Annotated in this window: 17 protein-coding genes and 1 pseudogene; 11 read left to right on the top strand and 7 right to left on the bottom strand. The window is 63.2% G+C overall.

The annotated features are described in order from the left end of the window. Both BRAGE_RS0109055 and BRAGE_RS0109060 read left to right on the top strand, forming a co-directional pair. Positions 1-2,364 (top strand): ABC transporter permease, encoded by a 2,364-nt coding sequence (locus tag BRAGE_RS0109055; protein WP_027559939.1) that lies wholly within the window; start codon positions 1-3, stop codon positions 2,362-2,364. Positions 2,365-2,366: 2 nt separating this feature from the next. Then, on the top strand, positions 2,367-3,596 hold the full coding sequence (locus BRAGE_RS0109060; protein ID WP_027559938.1) for an efflux RND transporter periplasmic adaptor subunit: 1,230 nt from the start codon (positions 2,367-2,369) through the stop codon (positions 3,594-3,596). A gap of 33 nt (positions 3,597-3,629) precedes the next feature. On the opposite strand, the gene BRAGE_RS0109065 is transcribed toward BRAGE_RS0109060, so the two are convergent. The 3 genes from BRAGE_RS0109065 to BRAGE_RS0109075 are packed head-to-tail and all read right to left on the bottom strand — an operon-like array spanning position 3,630 to position 6,055. Next, on the bottom strand, positions 3,630-4,424 hold the full coding sequence (locus BRAGE_RS0109065) for an ABC transporter permease (protein ID WP_027559937.1): 795 nt from the start codon (positions 4,422-4,424) through the stop codon (positions 3,630-3,632). Then, the gene (locus BRAGE_RS0109070) at positions 4,421-5,017 is read right to left on the bottom strand and encodes an ABC transporter ATP-binding protein (RefSeq protein WP_027559936.1); all 597 of its coding nucleotides are present in this window, start codon (positions 5,015-5,017) and stop codon (positions 4,421-4,423) included. The genes BRAGE_RS0109065 and BRAGE_RS0109070 overlap by 4 nt, the downstream gene beginning before the upstream one ends. A gap of 3 nt (positions 5,018-5,020) precedes the next feature. Next, a complete protein-coding gene (locus BRAGE_RS0109075) occupies positions 5,021-6,055 on the bottom strand; it encodes a Cj0069 family protein (protein WP_027559935.1) in 1,035 nt (344 codons plus the stop codon). A 508-nt stretch (positions 6,056-6,563) separates the two neighbouring features. Between BRAGE_RS0109075 and BRAGE_RS0109085 the strand changes: the two genes are divergently transcribed. The 7 genes from BRAGE_RS0109085 to BRAGE_RS0109120 all read left to right on the top strand — a co-directional run bounded on the left by BRAGE_RS0109085 (position 6,564) and on the right by BRAGE_RS0109120 (position 11,440). Continuing rightward, on the top strand, positions 6,564-7,385 hold the full coding sequence (locus BRAGE_RS0109085; protein WP_027559934.1) for a chromate resistance protein ChrB domain-containing protein: 822 nt from the start codon (positions 6,564-6,566) through the stop codon (positions 7,383-7,385). After that, a complete protein-coding gene (chrA, locus tag BRAGE_RS0109090; protein WP_027559933.1) occupies positions 7,382-8,773 on the top strand; it encodes a chromate efflux transporter in 1,392 nt (463 codons plus the stop codon). The genes BRAGE_RS0109085 and chrA overlap by 4 nt, the downstream gene beginning before the upstream one ends. 56 nt (positions 8,774-8,829) lie before the next feature. Then, positions 8,830-9,063 (top strand): PepSY domain-containing protein, encoded by a 234-nt coding sequence (locus BRAGE_RS0109095; RefSeq protein ID WP_027559932.1) that lies wholly within the window; start codon positions 8,830-8,832, stop codon positions 9,061-9,063. Between the two features lie 17 nt (positions 9,064-9,080). Continuing rightward, positions 9,081-9,989, top strand: a complete 909-nt coding sequence (locus tag BRAGE_RS0109100) for a DUF1259 domain-containing protein (RefSeq protein WP_027559931.1) — start codon at positions 9,081-9,083, stop codon at positions 9,987-9,989. Positions 9,990-10,015: 26 nt separating this feature from the next. After that, entirely contained in the window at positions 10,016-10,612 is a 597-nt protein-coding gene (locus tag BRAGE_RS0109105; RefSeq protein ID WP_027559930.1) for a superoxide dismutase, read from the top strand. A gap of 166 nt (positions 10,613-10,778) precedes the next feature. After that, positions 10,779-11,216 carry a hypothetical protein gene (locus tag BRAGE_RS0109115; RefSeq protein WP_141263345.1) on the top strand — a complete coding sequence of 146 codons (438 nt, stop codon included), beginning with the start codon at positions 10,779-10,781 and terminating at the stop codon, positions 11,214-11,216. Next, positions 11,213-11,440 (top strand): hypothetical protein, encoded by a 228-nt coding sequence (locus tag BRAGE_RS0109120; RefSeq protein WP_027559928.1) that lies wholly within the window; start codon positions 11,213-11,215, stop codon positions 11,438-11,440. The genes BRAGE_RS0109115 and BRAGE_RS0109120 overlap by 4 nt, the downstream gene beginning before the upstream one ends. A gap of 104 nt (positions 11,441-11,544) precedes the next feature. Here BRAGE_RS0109120 and BRAGE_RS0109125 read toward each other — a convergent pair whose 3' ends face one another. After that, entirely contained in the window at positions 11,545-11,835 is a 291-nt protein-coding gene (locus BRAGE_RS0109125) for a hypothetical protein (protein WP_035731043.1), read from the bottom strand. An 85-nt stretch (positions 11,836-11,920) separates the two neighbouring features. Here BRAGE_RS0109125 and BRAGE_RS0109130 point away from each other — a divergent pair, with 85 nt between their 5' ends. Beyond that, positions 11,921-12,619, top strand: a complete 699-nt coding sequence (locus tag BRAGE_RS0109130) for a family 16 glycoside hydrolase (protein ID WP_231164075.1) — start codon at positions 11,921-11,923, stop codon at positions 12,617-12,619. 252 nt (positions 12,620-12,871) lie between these two features. Here the strand turns inward: BRAGE_RS0109130 and BRAGE_RS57550 are convergent, their stop codons facing one another. The 3 genes from BRAGE_RS57550 to BRAGE_RS0109145 all read right to left on the bottom strand — a co-directional run bounded on the left by BRAGE_RS57550 (position 12,872) and on the right by BRAGE_RS0109145 (position 13,853). Continuing rightward, the gene (locus BRAGE_RS57550; protein WP_283808056.1) at positions 12,872-13,006 is read right to left on the bottom strand and encodes a hypothetical protein; all 135 of its coding nucleotides are present in this window, start codon (positions 13,004-13,006) and stop codon (positions 12,872-12,874) included. Between the two features lie 282 nt (positions 13,007-13,288). Then, positions 13,289-13,519 carry a DUF6894 family protein gene (locus tag BRAGE_RS0109140; protein WP_027559925.1) on the bottom strand — a complete coding sequence of 77 codons (231 nt, stop codon included), beginning with the start codon at positions 13,517-13,519 and terminating at the stop codon, positions 13,289-13,291. Positions 13,520-13,628: 109 nt separating this feature from the next. Next, on the bottom strand, positions 13,629-13,853 hold the full coding sequence (locus BRAGE_RS0109145) for a hypothetical protein (protein WP_027559924.1): 225 nt from the start codon (positions 13,851-13,853) through the stop codon (positions 13,629-13,631). Positions 13,854-14,487: 634 nt separating this feature from the next. Between BRAGE_RS0109145 and BRAGE_RS56725 the strand changes: the two are divergent. Next, positions 14,488-14,719, top strand: a pseudogene (locus tag BRAGE_RS56725) (GlcG/HbpS family heme-binding protein); the annotation flags it as partial. Positions 14,720-14,787: the final 68 nt, after the last annotated feature.

Here is a 14,787-nt window from a genome sequence, read left to right on the forward strand (position 1 = left end):
ATGAGCGCGCTCGACATCAAACTGTTCCGGGACGTCAGGCGGCTCTGGGCGCAGGTCCTTGCCGTCGCGCTGGTCGTCGGGGGCGGCGTCGCCACGCTTGTGCTCGCCGTCGGCTCGCACCGATCCTTGGAAGAGACCCGGATCGCGTACTACGAACGCTTCGGCTTCGGCGATGTGTTCGCCGAGGCGAAGCGGGCCCCCAAGGCGCTCGCCGACAGGATCGGTGAGATACCCGGCGTCGCGGCCGTCGACACCCGCATCGCCAAGCCGGCGCTGCTGGACATTCCCGGCTTTTCCGAGCCGGCCAGCGCGCGGTTCGTCTCGCTGCCCGACAACGGCGAGCCCCACCTCAACCGGCTCTACATCCGCTCCGGACGACTTCCAGAGCCGGGACGGACCGAGGAGGTCGTCGTCAACGAGCCGTTCGCCCGGGCTCACGGTTTCTCGGAAGGGGCGCGGTTCTCGGCCATCCTCAACGGTAAGAAGCGCGAGCTCGTCATCGTCGGGACCGCGCTGTCCCCGGAGTTCGTCTACACCGTGGGGCCCGGCGACCTGATGCCGGACGACCGACGCTACGCCATTGTCTGGATGTCGGAGAAGGCGCTTGCCGGCGTCTACGATCTCGACGGCGCCTTCTCGGCCGTGTCGGTCAAGCTGCAGCCAGGCGCTTCCGAGCGCGAGGTGATCTCGCGGATGGATGCCTTGCTCGATCCCTACGGCGGCCAGGCCGCCCATGGACGGAAGGACCAGACCTCGCACGCCTGGCTCGATCATGAGCTCGACATGCTCAACAACATGAGCCGCACGCTTCCGCCGATCTTCCTTCTGGTCGCTGCCTTCCTGGTCAATCTCACCCTGACCCGGCTGGTCGCGCTGGAGCGCGAGCAGATCGGCCTTCTCAAGGCGCTGGGTTACGCCGATAGCAGCATCGTGCTGCACTACTTCAAGTTCGTGGCGCTCATCGTCGTCATCGGAGTCATCCTGGGCGGCGTCGTCGGCACATGGCTCGGATATCGCGTCACCGCGCTCTTCGGGGATTTCTTCCACTTCCCCTTCCTGGTGTTCGCGAAGGCGCCGGATCTATACCTCGTCGCCGGCGCCCTCAGCGCGACCGCCGCCGCCGTCGGCGCGCTGCGGGCCTTGCGCGAGGTCGTCAAGCTGCCGCCGGCCGTCGCGATGCAGCCGCCGGCCCCTCCTGTGTACCGGCGGCTGCTGCCGGCGAGCGTCCAACTGGATCAGATCGTCTCGCAGCCGACGCTGATGATGATCCGCAACATCGCCCGCCATCCGGTCCGGGCGGCGTTCACCACGCTAGGGATGGCGCTGGCGACCGCGATCCTGGTCGTCTCGCTGTTCACGCGCGACACGATGGAGCAACTGATCGACGTGACCTACTTCCTCGCCGACCGGCAGGATGCGACCATCGGTTTCGCCGAGAAGCGGATCGAGAACGTCGTGCAGCAGGTGAACCGGCTGCCGGGCGTTCTGACGGCCGAGCCGTTCCGCGAGGTGCCGGTCCGAATCCGCCATGGCAACCTGGAGCGTCGGATCACGATCAGCGGTCGGCGCGCCGGTGCCGATCTGCGGCGCATCATCGACGCGGACCTCCGGCCGGTCGCGCTTCCGGAGACCGGCCTCGCCATCTCTGCCATGCTCGGTCACATACTCGGCGTACGGGCCGGAGACATTGTCGAGATCGATCTGCTGGAGGGCGCCCGTCGCACGGTCAGCATGCCGATCGTGGCGACCGTCGAGGACTATTTCGGCATCAGGGGCATGATGGACATCGAGGCGCTGCGCAAGCTGATGCGCGAGGCGCCCGTCGTGAACAGCGTGAACCTCAGCCTCGACGAGAACCGCAAGGAGGACTTCTACGCGGCGGTGAAGTCCATGCCGACGGTCGGCGGCGTGGCGCTGCAGCGCGTTTCGCTGGCGAACTTCCGCAAGACCGTCGCGCTGCTCGTCACCACGATGGCGAGTATCTACACGGGTCTCGCCGCCGTGATCGCGTTCGGCGTCGTCTACAACAATGCCCGCATTTCGCTGTCCGAACGGGCGCGGGAGCTGGCCAGCCTGCGCGTGCTGGGTTTCACCCGCGGTGAGGTCCTGCGGATACTGCTGCTCGAGCTGGCTATCCTGACGCTGATCGCGCAGCCGCCGGGGTGGGTGATGGGCTACGGGCTCGCCTGGGTCATGAAGACGAATCTGGCGGGCGAACTGATGCGCGTCCGCCTCGTCGTCGAGCACTCGACCTACGTGATCGCGACCTCCGTGGTGGTGCTGGCCGCCATCGCTTCCGCGGCCGTCATCCGCCAGCGCATCGACAACCTGGACCTCGTCGCGGTCCTCAAAACGCGAGACTAGCCATGCAGGCTAATTGGACCAAACGTATCATCGGCGCTGCGGCACTGGCCGCGATCGCGGGAGGGCTGGTCTGGTTCGCCTGGCCTCGGCCCGTTCTGGTGGACCTCGCGACGGTCGCGAAGGGGCCGATCGAAGTCACGGCGGACGACGACGGCATGACCCACGTGCGCCACGTATACACCGTCTCGGCGCCCATCGCGGGCAAGGTCCTGAGGATGTCGCATCCGCTGGGCGAGCAGGGCCCGTCGCTTCACGTCGGCGACGAGGTCGTCGCCAACCAGACCGTCATCGCCCTGATGCAGCCGACGCTGCCGGGCTTCATCGACGTGCGCTCGCGCGACCAGCTCCAGGCGGAGGTTCTGGCTGCAGATGCCGCCATCCAGCAGCAGGAAGCCGAGGTGAAGCGGATCGAAGCCGCGCTGGAGTTCTCCCGTACTGAATTCCAGCGGGCGCAGACGCTGCTGCGGACGCAGTCCACCTCGGCGCAGGCCTTCGACAAGGCGAAATTCGAGGTGGCGACGAGCGAGGCATCGCTGGCGAGCGCAAAGGCCCAAGTCGAGATGCGCCGCGCGGTGCGGAACAGCCTGGCCGCTCGATTGATGGACCCGGCCAACGCCGCGCCTTCTGCGGAGCCGACCTGCTGCATCCGGGTGCTGGCGCCGGCGAGCGGACGCGTGTTGGCGATCATTCAGGACAGCGAGGCGACCGTCCTTCCCGGGACACGTCTCGTCGACATCGGCAACCCGCTCGATCTGGAGATTGTGGCAGACCTCCTGTCGACCGATGCCGTCCAGATCAAGGTCGGCGCCCCCGTCCGGATCGACGGCTGGGGCGGGCAGCCGATCAAGGGAAAGGTAGTCCGGGTGGACCCCGCCGGCTTCCTGAAGGTTTCGGCGCTCGGCATCGAGGAGCAGCGGGTCCGGGTGACCATCGACTTCGTGGATCCGCCCGAGGCGTGGGCCTCGCTCGGGCACGACTACCGGGTCGTCGTCCACGTGACCACCTGGAGCGCTCCAGACGCGCTGACCGTGCCGGTGAGCGCCTTATTCCGGAAAGGCGACCAGTGGGCCGTTTTTGCCGACGACAACGGGCGCGCCAAGATCGTGCCTGTGACCATCGCACACCGGAACAATCGGATCGCCGAGGTTTTGTCCGGGCTCGCTGCGGGCGCGCGGGTGGTGCTGCACCCCAGCGACCGGGTTGCTGACGGAGGCAGGATCGCGGAGCGCTGAAGGGCAGCAACGTCCAGAGCGCTCAGTGGACTTTTACGCGGCGAGGCGATCCAGACGCAGCCGATGCCGATGATCGGTCAACAGGCGAGCGCCTCCCAGGACGGCCGCCAGCGTTCCCAGTCCAGTCCCGCCGGCAATCAGGAACATGATCAGCAGTTGATATTTAACTGCATCGACCGGCTCGACCCCCGCAAGAATCTGGCCGGTCATCATCCCCGGCAAGGAAACGAGACCGATCGCCGCCATACTGTTCATGATCGGCATAAAGCCGCTTCTCAAGGCGTCCCGTATGACCGGCAGCAGGGCTTGATGTCGATTGCCGCCGAGCGCGAGACACGCTTCCACGGCGGCCCGCTCGCGCACCAGGCTGTTCGTCAGCACGTCGAGGCCGAGGCTTATTCCGGTCATGGTGTTGCCCAGCATCATGCCCAGCAAAGGCAGCGCGTAGCGCGGGTGATACCAGGGATCGGGACGTAGCTCCGTCAGGAGTGCGAACATCGTGACCGTACCGGCTGCGAGAAGCGTGCATCCCGCGCCCAGGCCGTACTTCCAAACGCCCTGAAGGCGCCGCTTCTGCCGCGCGACGATCTCCCGCGAGGCGAAGAAGACCATGATCAGGGCGGCGAGAGCGGTCCAGAGCGGCGACACGGCGGCAAACAGGAAGGTCAGCACGTATCCGACGAGGACGAGCTGGACCACCATGCGCACGGTCGCAACAGCCAGTTGCTTCTCAAGCTTGAGGCGGAGAACGAGCGAGAAGATGCCGTCCATGACGACAAGGAGTGCGGGTAGGACCAGGTTGCCGTACGAAAGCTGGATGTAGGTCACGGCCGCCTTTCCTCGATGCCGCCGTCGGGTCTCATCGCAAAAATCCTGGTACCGACCCGGCGGGCTTGGCCGCCGTCGTGGGTAGTCCAGAGGACACTCGTTCCCTCCGAAATGCGTTCGGCAATCACACCTTCCACGGCCGCAGCGGCTGCCGGGTCGAGAGCCGAGGTCGGCTCGTCCAGCAGGAGCACCCGGGATCGGAGCATGAGCGCCCGCGCAAGTCCCAACCGCAGTCTCTCGCCGGTCGAAAGTCTTTGAATCGACCACGCTCCGCAGTCGTCGGGCAACCCCAGTCTCGCGACCAGCGGAAGGGCATCCTCCCAGGCAGCGAAGTGCTCTTGCACGGTGTCGGACCACCAGCCGGGCTCGGCGGCGAGGTACGTCACTCGCCTCCGCCAAGCGGGGGCGGGCATCGCCTCTCGGAGCGTTCCGTCCAGCTTGACCGTCCCTTCGTTGGGATCAAGATCCGCGATGGCGCGGAGCAATAAGGTCTTTCCGACCCCGGAAGGCCCCTGCAGGGCGACGCATTCGCCGTCCTGCAGGTCGAATGATACGGAGAGGTGCAGGCGCTTGAGCCCTTTGACCGTCAGCATGCGTCAGAGCTTGAGCTGCAGCCGGTCGGCAACCCGCCTGGCGATCTCGGCCGGCGCTTCGCTCGGGTAGGGATGCACCGAGCTGACGTTGATTTCGCCGAGCACGTAGCTGTCGCTCCCGTCGGCCTGGATGGGGCCGAGCATGAAGTCGGCGTCCCAGATCGCGGGGAGGTCACCTCGCGCGATGTCCAGCAGCGAGGTGAGCTGCGGCGTCCACTCGTCTTCCATCAACCGCCGCATCCGCTGGAAGCGCGGGTCCGCGTTCGACGAGTAGAGCCGCGGTCCGGCCTCTGAACGCGCGGCCGGCGACTCGACCAGGGCTTTGACCTTGTGATGGCCGAAACCGGCGCAGCGATCGCCTGCCATGTAGCAGCGCACCACGCCCTCGCTCAGACGAGGCTGGAACGCCTGGTCGATCACGCTGCCGCTCTCGAAATACTCCGCGCAGCGACGAAGGAAATCATCGAGCGTGAGTTCCTCGGGCGCGTCCTTGGTCGCGTCCAGCACCCTGATCATGGAGGAGGCAGGCAGCTTCTCGACCTTCCAGACGCCTTGGCCGCCGTTGCCCCGGTTGCGTTTGATCACGCGCGGACCGGCGGCGAGCCGCGCCGGCAGCTCGGCGCGCATCGCCTCGGCGGTTTGATAGAGCGCCGTGTCCGATCCCCAGCCCATCGAGCGGGTGCGATAGAGGACCTCCTTGGTGCCCATCTTGAGGATGACGTCCGGATGAGCGGTTACCCACACGCCCTGCGCGGCTACGTCGCGCAGCAGGGCGTCGAGCGCGCCGCGGGTTCGGCCGTCTTGAATCGGGTTGACCCAGACGAGCACGCCATCCACTGCGAGCAGTTCTTCGCGGACGGCGTCGGCGAAGCTTTCGTCGTAGATGGCGGGCCGCCCTTCGACACCGACGGCGGCGAGCGCTTCGAAGACGTCGACGAAGCGGCCGCTTTTCGAGGTGGCTTCTCGACGTGCAACGGCATCTCCTCGCGAGAGGATGGCAACTGTACGTCGGGGAGAGGGTTGCTTTTCGGTATCCATGCGCAAGCTCCACGTGTTGCGTGCTGCGCAGAACTTGGACCGAAGTCTCGCCGGGAGTCTGCTTGATCCCGGACCAGCAGTCTACGTGAACTCCTCCGGACGTTTCAAGATCGCAGGTACGAACCTTGATCTGGCTCAATACCCCTTGTCGCCGCCGTCAAATCGTGGGGCATGAAAGAGACGAACCGACCAGAGCGAAATAGGGAAGTTCCGGAGTCCAAGCCCTCGCGTCTGGAGGAAGCCGTAAAGATCATCGAAGAGTATGTGAAAGATCTCCGAGAAATCATCAAGAAGCTCGGTCAGAGGCTTCATTGAGGCCTACCTGTCGGCTTAGTTCCTTACTTCGGATGAAACCTCCGTAACGCTCTTCTGATAATTTCTGGAATCCTTCGCCTCCCCGCGGGTTGACAGCCCGCTCAACTGAGCTTTTATTCGGGGCTCGGGGATGTGCGATCTCCCCGCGAGGCGTCATGCCCAAGAATCGCGTCCTGATCACCAAGGGCGCAGCATGTCAGCATCGTACACTACGATTTCCCCGGATAAACTGTCTCGATTGATAGGCACGGCCGCCGCGCCGACGCTCATCGACGTGCGCATCGACGAGGACTTTTCGGCCGACCCACGCATGATCCCGGGCGCGGTAAGGCGCTCGCATCTCGACGTCCAGGATTGGGCTTCCCGCCTGACGGGCCAGTCTGTCGTCGTGGTCTGCCACAAGGGCAAGAAGCTCAGCGAAGGCACCGCGGCCTGGCTCCGTTGCTGCAACGTCGCCGCCGAGAACCTTGAAGGTGGTCAAGTCGCCTGGAAGGAAGCGAACCATCCGACGGTGCCGGCAGCCAGGATTCCCAAGCCCGACGGGCGTGGTCGTACGGTTTGGGTCACGCGAACGCGTCCGAAGATCGACCGGATCGCGTGTCCATGGTTGGTTCGCCGCTTCGTCGATCCCACCGCGGTATTCCTGTTCGTCGCTCCGTCCGAGGTGGAGGCCGTCGCCGAGCGGTTCGAGGCCACGCCGTTCGACATCGAAAACGTATTCTGGAGCCATCGAGGCGAGCTCTGCACTTTCGACGTCATGGTCAAGGAGTTCGGCCTGTCGTCGCCTGCGTTGGAGCGGCTGGCGACGATGGTCCGCGCCGCCGACACGGGACGCCTCGATCTGTCTCCGGAAGCGCCTGGCCTGCTTGCCGCATCGCTCGGCCTATCGCGCATGTTTGACGATGACCTCGAGCAGTTGAACGCCGGTCTCCGGCTCTACGACGCATTCTACCGATGGTGCCGCGACGCGACCAAGGAGTTGCACAACTGGCCCACCAACAAGGTGAAGGCATGACTGATCTCGCTGCAACCCAAAAGGCCGGCGCAGATGCGCCGGCCCACGGCATTACCTTCAATGAAGCGCTTCTTGTGTGGATGCGAGTGGCTATTTTGAGCTTCGGCGGGCCAGCCGGACAGATCGCCGTCATGCATCGTATTCTGGTCGAGGAGAAGAATTGGATTTCGGAGAGCCGTTTCCTGCACGCCTTGAACTACTGCATGCTCTTGCCCGGACCTGAAGCGCAGCAGCTTGCCACCTACATAGGTTGGCTCCTGCACCGGACTACCGGTGGCCTGGTCGCGGGCGGACTGTTCATCGTGCCCGGCATTTTCGCCATCATGGGTCTCAGCTACATCTACGCCGCCTACGGCAATGTAGGCTTCGTCGAGGCGTTGTTCTTCGGCCTCAAGGCAGCCGTGCTCGCCATCGTGATTCAGGCAGTGGTCCGCGTCGGCAAACGTGCACTTCGCAATCCAATTATGGTCGCGCTGGCGGCAATCGCCTTCGTCGCGATCTTCTTCTTTGGAGCGCCGTTTCCGCTGATCATCGTTGCGGCAGCCCTGATCGGCTTCGTCGGCGCCCGACTGGGCCGGCCGGAGTTCGCGGCGCTGGAACATGGCGGCAAGAACTCCGCCGTGATCGACAGCATGCTGGGTGATGGGATTCCGGACCACGTTCGGCCGAATACGACGCGCACGCTGCGGGTCCTGGCCGTATGGCTCGCTATCTGGCTCGTTCCCGTCTTCGCGCTTCTGATCACGTTTGGTCCGAACGAGGTCTTCAGCCAGATCGCGATCTTCTTCAGCAAGATGGCGATGGTGACGTTCGGCGGGGCTTACGCGGTGCTGGCCTACGTTGCGCAGCAGGCCGCGGACTATTATCACTGGGTCACGCCGCGGGAGATGCTCGACGGCCTTGGCATGGCCGAGACGACTCCTGGGCCCCTGATCATGGTCGTCCAGTTCGTAGGCTTTATGGCCGCTTTCCGCGAAGCAACCGGGCTCTCTCCGATGGCGGCGGGAACGCTCGGCGGATTGTTGGCGACATGGGTGACCTTCGCTCCCTGCTTCCTCTGGATCTTCGTCGGGGCGCCCTACATCGAGGCGCTGCGGGGCAACAAGGCGCTCGCCGGCGCGCTCTCGGCAATCACCGCCGCCGTGGTCGGCGTCATCCTCAACCTGTCGATCTGGTTCGCGCTCCACACGCTGTTCCGACAGACCTTTCCGGTTCAGGGATTCGGCTTGTCCTTCGATGCGCCAGTGCTGACTAGCATTGACCTACCAGCGCTCGCCTTGTCAGTAGCCGCGGCGATTGCGATCTTCCGGTTCAACATTGGAATGCTCGTCGTTCTTGCCGCTTCCTGCGTCTCAGGCATCCTGCTTCGATTGGGAGGCGTCATCTAGGAACACTGCTACGCACAGCCTTCACCTGGGGCAGGGACAACACCAGGAGAGCCAACATGCGTACACGTGCAATCCTTCGAGCAGCTATCTTGCTCGCGGTGGCGAGCGGATGGGCGCCCGCTCACGCCCTGACCCAAGACGAGCTGATCGCCAAGATCCAGGCGGCGGGCTACTCGCAGGTGCAAGACGTCAAATCGACGGCCGAAGGCATCACCGCCAATGCGGTGAAGGACGGCAAGCCGGTGAAGCTGGTCGTCGACAGCAGTGGTCAGATCAAAGAACGGAATTGAGCCGGAGGAGCAACACTATGAAAAGGACCATCTTGGCTGTGGTTGGCCTCGCCGTCTGCTTCTTCGCAATTCGCTTCGCGCCCTTTATCCCGGCGTATGCTCAAGATGCCGAATGGCAGAAGGTAGACGAGGCGCTTGGCCGCAAGCCGGCGGTTTCGGACGACGTCCGCCGCTACGGCTTTCCCCGCAGCGACCTCTCCGTGACCTTGGATGGGGTCGCGATCAAACCGGCGCTGGCCCTGGGCGGCTGGGTCGCGTTCAAGCCTGCGCACGGCGGGGCCATGGTCATGGGAGACCTCGTTCTGCTGGAGACTGAGATCAATCCCGTGATGGCGAAGATGATCGCGAACGGTCTCGAGATCACGGCCGTGCACAATCATCTGCTGCGGGCGAGCCCTGCAACCTTCTACATGCACGTCGCCGGCCATGGGGACCCGGCCAAGCTGGCGTCGGCGATCCACGATGCACTGGCCGAGAGCAAGACACCCCTGACGGTCGCGGCGCCGGCGAGCCCCCCGTCGGCCGTCGATCTCGACACGGCGAAGCTCGAACAGATCATCGGCGTAAAAGGCCAGGCGAACGGCGGCGTCTACCAGTTCAACGTCAAGCGGCGGGACCCGATCACGCAGGACGGCATGCCCCTGACGCCTGTGGGCCCGATGGGCGTCGCGATCGCTATCAACTTCCAGCCGACGGGAGGCGGGAAGGCCGCCATCACGGGGGACTTCGTGCTGACCGGCGACGAGGTCAACCCGGTAATCCTGGCGCTGCGGACACACGGCATCGAGGTGACCGCGCTGCACAGCCACATGCTCGACGAGCAGCCAAGGCTGTTCTTCATGCACTTCTGGGCGAAGGACGACGCCGTGAAGCTCGCCGAGGGCCTGCGTGCGGCGCTCGACAAGACGGCCAGTACGAAGAGTTGAGCCAAGCAGAACGAAGGAGTCGCCTGATGCTCTACGAAACCAAGCCGCTGCCGTTCGACCCAAAATCGATCAGCGGCATCTCCGAAAAGGTGCTCGTCAGTCACTATGAGAACAACTACGGCGGTGCGGTGAAGCGACTCAACGCGATCAGCGCGCAGCTCGCCGAGCTGGACTTCGCCAAGGCGCCGAACTTCGTCGTCAACGGCCTGAAGCGCGAAGAGCTGATCGCGGCGAACTCGATGATCCTGCATGAGATCTACTTCGACGGTCTCGGCGGCGCTAGTAGCCCGGGCGGAGCGCTCGCCGAAGCGATCGTGCGAGACCTCGGCAGCATCGAGCGATGGCGCACGGAGTTCGCTGCGATGGGCAAGGCCGAGGGCGGCGGTTCGGGTTGGGTGATCCTCTCCTATTCCCCCCGCAACAAACGGCTCGTCAACCAGTGGGCTGCCGATCATACGACGACGCTCGCCGGTGGCCGCCCGGTGCTGGTGCTCGACATGTATGAGCACGCCTATCACATGGACTTCGGCGCTGCGGCAGCCCGCTATGTCGACGTCTACATGGAGGCCATCCGCTGGGAAAACGCCTCCGCGCTCTACGATCAATACGCCAAGGAAGTCTGAAGGAGATGAGAAGGATGAGAAACCTTGCCGTCGCGGTGTTCGCGCTGGTCGGCCTATTTACAGGCGCTCAGGGAGCTCAGGCGCAAACCTGCAAGGTCTGCGCCGACCAGCGAGCCGCCTGCATGAAGAACTACGCCGGGCCCGCATGCAAGACAGAGTACCAGATTTGTCGGAAGGCGTGCAAAAAGTGAGACTGGCGGAATCGAAAAGTCAACTTGCGAGGTGTCTCATCGCGGCCCTCGCTACCGGCATCGGGGGACTGGTCACCCTCGATGCCGGCTTTGTCGCGGCCGAGAGCGTTCGGACGTTGACCGGGGCACAGATTCGAGCGGCCTTCACGGGAAAGCAACTGACCGACGAGGTCCACTATCGATTTGTTTATGACGGCGACGGGACGCTGCGAACTTACTCGATGGGTGTGAAGCAGGTCGGAAAATGGCGCATCCAGAAGGATGAAATTTGTCTCTATATCACGGACATGGGCGACGACTGCTATCGCGTGACACAAAGCGGTAAGCGGTTTGAGCTGAAGCCGACGGGGCCTGGCGGTCCGATCGACGGCATATTGGAGCCCGCATTTCACGGGTATGGGGCGAAGCGATGATGACAGAGACGAAAGCTGATCGCGGAAACATGGGTGAGCTGACGCGTCTGGGCTTTCCAGGCTTGGGCGGACCGGGCGCGCCGGTCGGCCGGATAGAGCGCGACTCGTCAACGCTGACTCCACTGGGATTCAGCAATCAAGCGCTGATCGCAATCACGGCCGTGGTCCGGCCGGTCGCCCATCCGATTCTTCAGCCGGCTTGGGCGCTCACCGGGCTCAAATGAGGAGTGACCATGCGGGTGGCGCTCAGGAATGGTCTAGTGGTGGAGCGACGTGCGGAGATCGCTTCTTCCGCCGCACGCCCGACATCTCGGGTCTGGCAGATTGCCTATTGCCGATTCTTGTCGTCCGGACGAGCGCGCCAGTCGCGGCCGACAGTCTGATGGTCGTCGTTCGGCGTCGCCTGGCCGGCGTGATCTGCCTCGCCGCCCTGGGCCTTCCAGTCGCGTCCGATCGTGACGTCCTCCGCGCGGCTGCGGTCCTGCTCGCGCGACTGTTCCGACTGCTGCGGCGACTGAGGTTGCTGGACAGGGGTGGACTGCGCTTGTGCCGCGCCTCCACCGAATGCGGAGGCCAGTATGGCAGAGGACAACAGGGCTGCCGATGCTGAATTTTTCATGATGATCTCCTTCATCGCTGGAGGTCTGCATCAACTCGCCGGGATGGGCTTGGTTCGTAAAGAGCGCGCTTAAGGACAGGATGTGATGAAACGCAAATCGACCTGCCCATCTGTCCCTCCACGCAAATTCTGGGGGCGGGCGAAGTTTGCCTGGACGGTCATGCTGATTTTCTCGATGGGAGGTAACGCCGTGGCCAACACTCTGAACTTTGACAGCACTCCTGCGGGAATGCCGCCGGAAGGATGGACTTTGACGAAGACCGGCCGGGGACAATCGAAATGGACCGTTGAGGCCGAGGCCACGGCACCGAGCAAGCCGAACGTGCTCAAGCAATCCGGGCGGGCGACCTTCCCGGTAGCCATCAAGAACGGTTCGAGTGTCCGTGACGGCTTCGTGGAGGTCAAATTCAAGGCTATCGCCGGCTCAGAGGATCGCGCAGCGGGGATCATCTGGCGCGCGAAAGATGCCGACAACTACTACGTCGTCCGGGCTAACGCGATGGAGGACAACGTGGTGCTCTACAAGACCATCAAAGGCGTCCGAACCTCGCTCGACATTGTCGGACGCAAGGGCGGCTATGGCATCAGTGCGCCGGTGGCGTCCGGGCAATGGCACACGCTGCGTTGCGACTTCATGGGAAACCGGTTCAAGGTGACCTATGATGGAAAGCCCATATTCGACGTGGAGGACGGCACTATTCATGACGCCGGCATGATCGGCTTGTGGACCAAGGCCGACAGTGTGACCCTGTTCGATGATCTGGCATATGGTGAGATCAATTAGAGCGCCGCTCAGCTCTGCCGGAGATAGCATGGATGTACGAGGTCTGTTAGTCCCGCCCGGGCGACAGAGGCCATCGTCGTCTACAAATCGCTTAGGGCGTGTACTCATAAATGAGCGCTTGATATTGGTGGTGTCAGATGTCCGCTCATCCTTCAACAGCGGCACAAAAGTGGACGCCACCGCAGTCGCCGAGAGGCCAACAGCGGAAGTCAGTTGCTGGCCAGAACGAAAAAGGCCGCTTGAGCAGCGGCCTTAGTTCAATTTGCGGCGGAGCTTTTGGACGATTTTGCGCTGCTCCTCAATGTCCTCTCGAACCATCTGCCGCAGCTCCTCGGTGCTTTCCAAGTCTGGAGGCAGGATCAACTTTCTTCTCAGGGATTCGTCCATCAATCGTCCCAGGTGAGCCTCTGGCAGTCGGCACACTTGAATATGCGAACCGGCTTGTTCGACTCGGGTGTTAAGGAAGCTCTCCACGCGAGTCAGGCGCCCGGCACAGTGCGGGCACGTGTCGAATTGCCCTTGACGGGGCGGAAGGGACGGCGAACCGATGCGCAGCATGGTGATGCCCGTTAGCGACTCGAGAATGAGTGCTAAAGCTAATCGCCGGGAGACGTTCCTAAAATAACTTAGGACATGCGCGGGAACAGTTAGGGATCGTGAAAGGCGTCTTTACTTCATTTGTTTTGACGTGATGCTGATGAAAAAGAGCGGTTTCCCGACTTCGTTCGCCACCTCTAGGTTCCATTCTTGGCCGGGCCGGAACTTGCCATCAATGTCGTTCAACAGCGCGCCCGCGTATCTCGTGGCTTCATGCCAGGCGGCTTCGTCGTCCGGGAGGTCTTCGCCTTCCCCATCTTTGTTCGGCGCAACGTTGTGGACGTGGAAGAAGTATCTGGGCATGCTCCACAAATGCCGATGCGGCTTCGGTAGTTCCCGCTACTTTTCAGGGCGCCTGCTTTGGGAAAGCGTGCCGACAGTCTTGCCGGAACGACGCAGAGCCGCCTCGCTCTCACGGCAGAGATTTGGAAACCTCCAGCAGAAGCCGCTCGACATCCTGTTCGTGAAGCCGCTGCGTCTCTCGAAGAGTATTGAGGATCTTCCGGGCTTCCGCTGTGTCGTGTCCATCGCGATCAAGTTCGGCGATCAAGCCTTCTTGCCTGGCAATGTGTTGCGCGCCCATGTTGGCGTGCCGCCGGGCAAGCGCGAGGTGCTCTTCGAGGATCCTGCGGTCCATGGCTGGATCATAGGCGGTTTCCTCGCGGCGTCCACCGCCTTAGCCGATGAAGCAGGCCACGAACTGAGCGGCCTTACTTCGGCCCCGGGAGATCGTCCTTCTTCGGCGGCTGTAGGCCGGGCGAGTTAAGCCAATCGTCCATGTGAGCGGCTGTCTCTGCTTGTCTCGCTCTTCTTAGTGCCGCGTCGCGCACCGGTCAGTGTGGCAGCAACCTAGCCTCGTCCAAGAGCTTGTGAGCCTCTTCGAGAAGCCGTTCTTTAAGTGAATTAGTTTGTTTGAAACGACGCCGACGAATGATCGTCATAACGCGCTCCTTTCCATTAGAGGAAGGCGGGAGCGCAATCGGCGTTCTCGTCACGGATAAAGGCCGAGGTCCGGTCCGTGATAAAGGGATAATGATACAGCCCCGGGATTGGTTCTGTATCTTTTGATACGCAGCGAGAAGAATTATTCTTTGAGTAATTTACTTAAACAGGGCCACTCGCAAATCCAAAGCAGGCCACTGACCGTCGCCCAAGACCTCTTAGGGTCAAAGCGCGAAGAACTCAGGTTGAGCAAATCCGGTCCACTCTGGCTCAACGAGCGGACTTCCAACTGGCAAGGCGCAACTTCGCGGATGGGCCAATATCGCTCCGCCGTGTCCTTCAAGACGAGCACGAACGAGCTGAATGCGGCCAGCCAGCCGGGCATGATACAAGCAGGCATTCGCAATCTGCCCGGAGCGGTCGTCATCGGTGGAGGACTGATCGTCGAAGCTGGCGGCTCTCTTCGCTGCGGTCGGGGTATCCGGCGCCCCTGGCGGCGATGCGGACGAAGCGTGCGCGAAAGCAGGGATCGACGCGGTACGCGACCAACTAGAGTTCTGAGAGGCCGGTCCGGCCCCGGCGAGGCGAGCTAATTCGCGCTGTGCGTGTGAACCGGCTCATATAGCGGG

It is taken from the genome of Bradyrhizobium genosp. SA-4 str. CB756 (assembly GCF_000473125.1).
In the GTDB taxonomy this organism is placed as follows: Bacteria; Pseudomonadota; Alphaproteobacteria; order Rhizobiales; family Xanthobacteraceae; genus Bradyrhizobium; species Bradyrhizobium arachidis.

Excerpts from the sequence above, each read along its gene's own strand:
- BRAGE_RS0109055 (WP_027559939.1), top strand. The coding sequence starts at position 1 with ATGAGCGCGCTCGACATCAAACTGTTCCGGGACGTCAGGCGGCTCTGG.
- BRAGE_RS0109060 (WP_027559938.1), top strand. The coding sequence starts at position 2,367 with ATGCAGGCTAATTGGACCAAACGTATCATCGGCGCTGCGGCACTGGCC.
- BRAGE_RS0109070 (WP_027559936.1), bottom strand. The coding sequence starts at position 5,017 with ATGCTGACGGTCAAAGGGCTCAAGCGCCTGCACCTCTCCGTATCATTC.
- BRAGE_RS0109075 (WP_027559935.1), bottom strand. The coding sequence starts at position 6,055 with ATGGATACCGAAAAGCAACCCTCTCCCCGACGTACAGTTGCCATCCTC.
- BRAGE_RS0109085 (WP_027559934.1), top strand. The coding sequence starts at position 6,564 with ATGTCAGCATCGTACACTACGATTTCCCCGGATAAACTGTCTCGATTG.
- chrA (WP_027559933.1), top strand. The coding sequence starts at position 7,382 with ATGACTGATCTCGCTGCAACCCAAAAGGCCGGCGCAGATGCGCCGGCC.
- BRAGE_RS0109095 (WP_027559932.1), top strand. The coding sequence starts at position 8,830 with ATGCGTACACGTGCAATCCTTCGAGCAGCTATCTTGCTCGCGGTGGCG.
- BRAGE_RS0109100 (WP_027559931.1), top strand. The coding sequence starts at position 9,081 with ATGAAAAGGACCATCTTGGCTGTGGTTGGCCTCGCCGTCTGCTTCTTC.
- BRAGE_RS0109105 (WP_027559930.1), top strand. The coding sequence starts at position 10,016 with ATGCTCTACGAAACCAAGCCGCTGCCGTTCGACCCAAAATCGATCAGC.
- BRAGE_RS0109120 (WP_027559928.1), top strand. The coding sequence starts at position 11,213 with ATGATGACAGAGACGAAAGCTGATCGCGGAAACATGGGTGAGCTGACG.
- BRAGE_RS0109125 (WP_035731043.1), bottom strand. The coding sequence starts at position 11,835 with ATGAAAAATTCAGCATCGGCAGCCCTGTTGTCCTCTGCCATACTGGCC.
- BRAGE_RS0109130 (WP_231164075.1), top strand. The coding sequence starts at position 11,921 with ATGAAACGCAAATCGACCTGCCCATCTGTCCCTCCACGCAAATTCTGG.
- BRAGE_RS57550 (WP_283808056.1), bottom strand. The coding sequence starts at position 13,006 with ATGGACGAATCCCTGAGAAGAAAGTTGATCCTGCCTCCAGACTTGGAA.
- BRAGE_RS0109140 (WP_027559925.1), bottom strand. The coding sequence starts at position 13,519 with ATGCCCAGATACTTCTTCCACGTCCACAACGTTGCGCCGAACAAAGAT.
- BRAGE_RS0109145 (WP_027559924.1), bottom strand. The coding sequence starts at position 13,853 with ATGGACCGCAGGATCCTCGAAGAGCACCTCGCGCTTGCCCGGCGGCAC.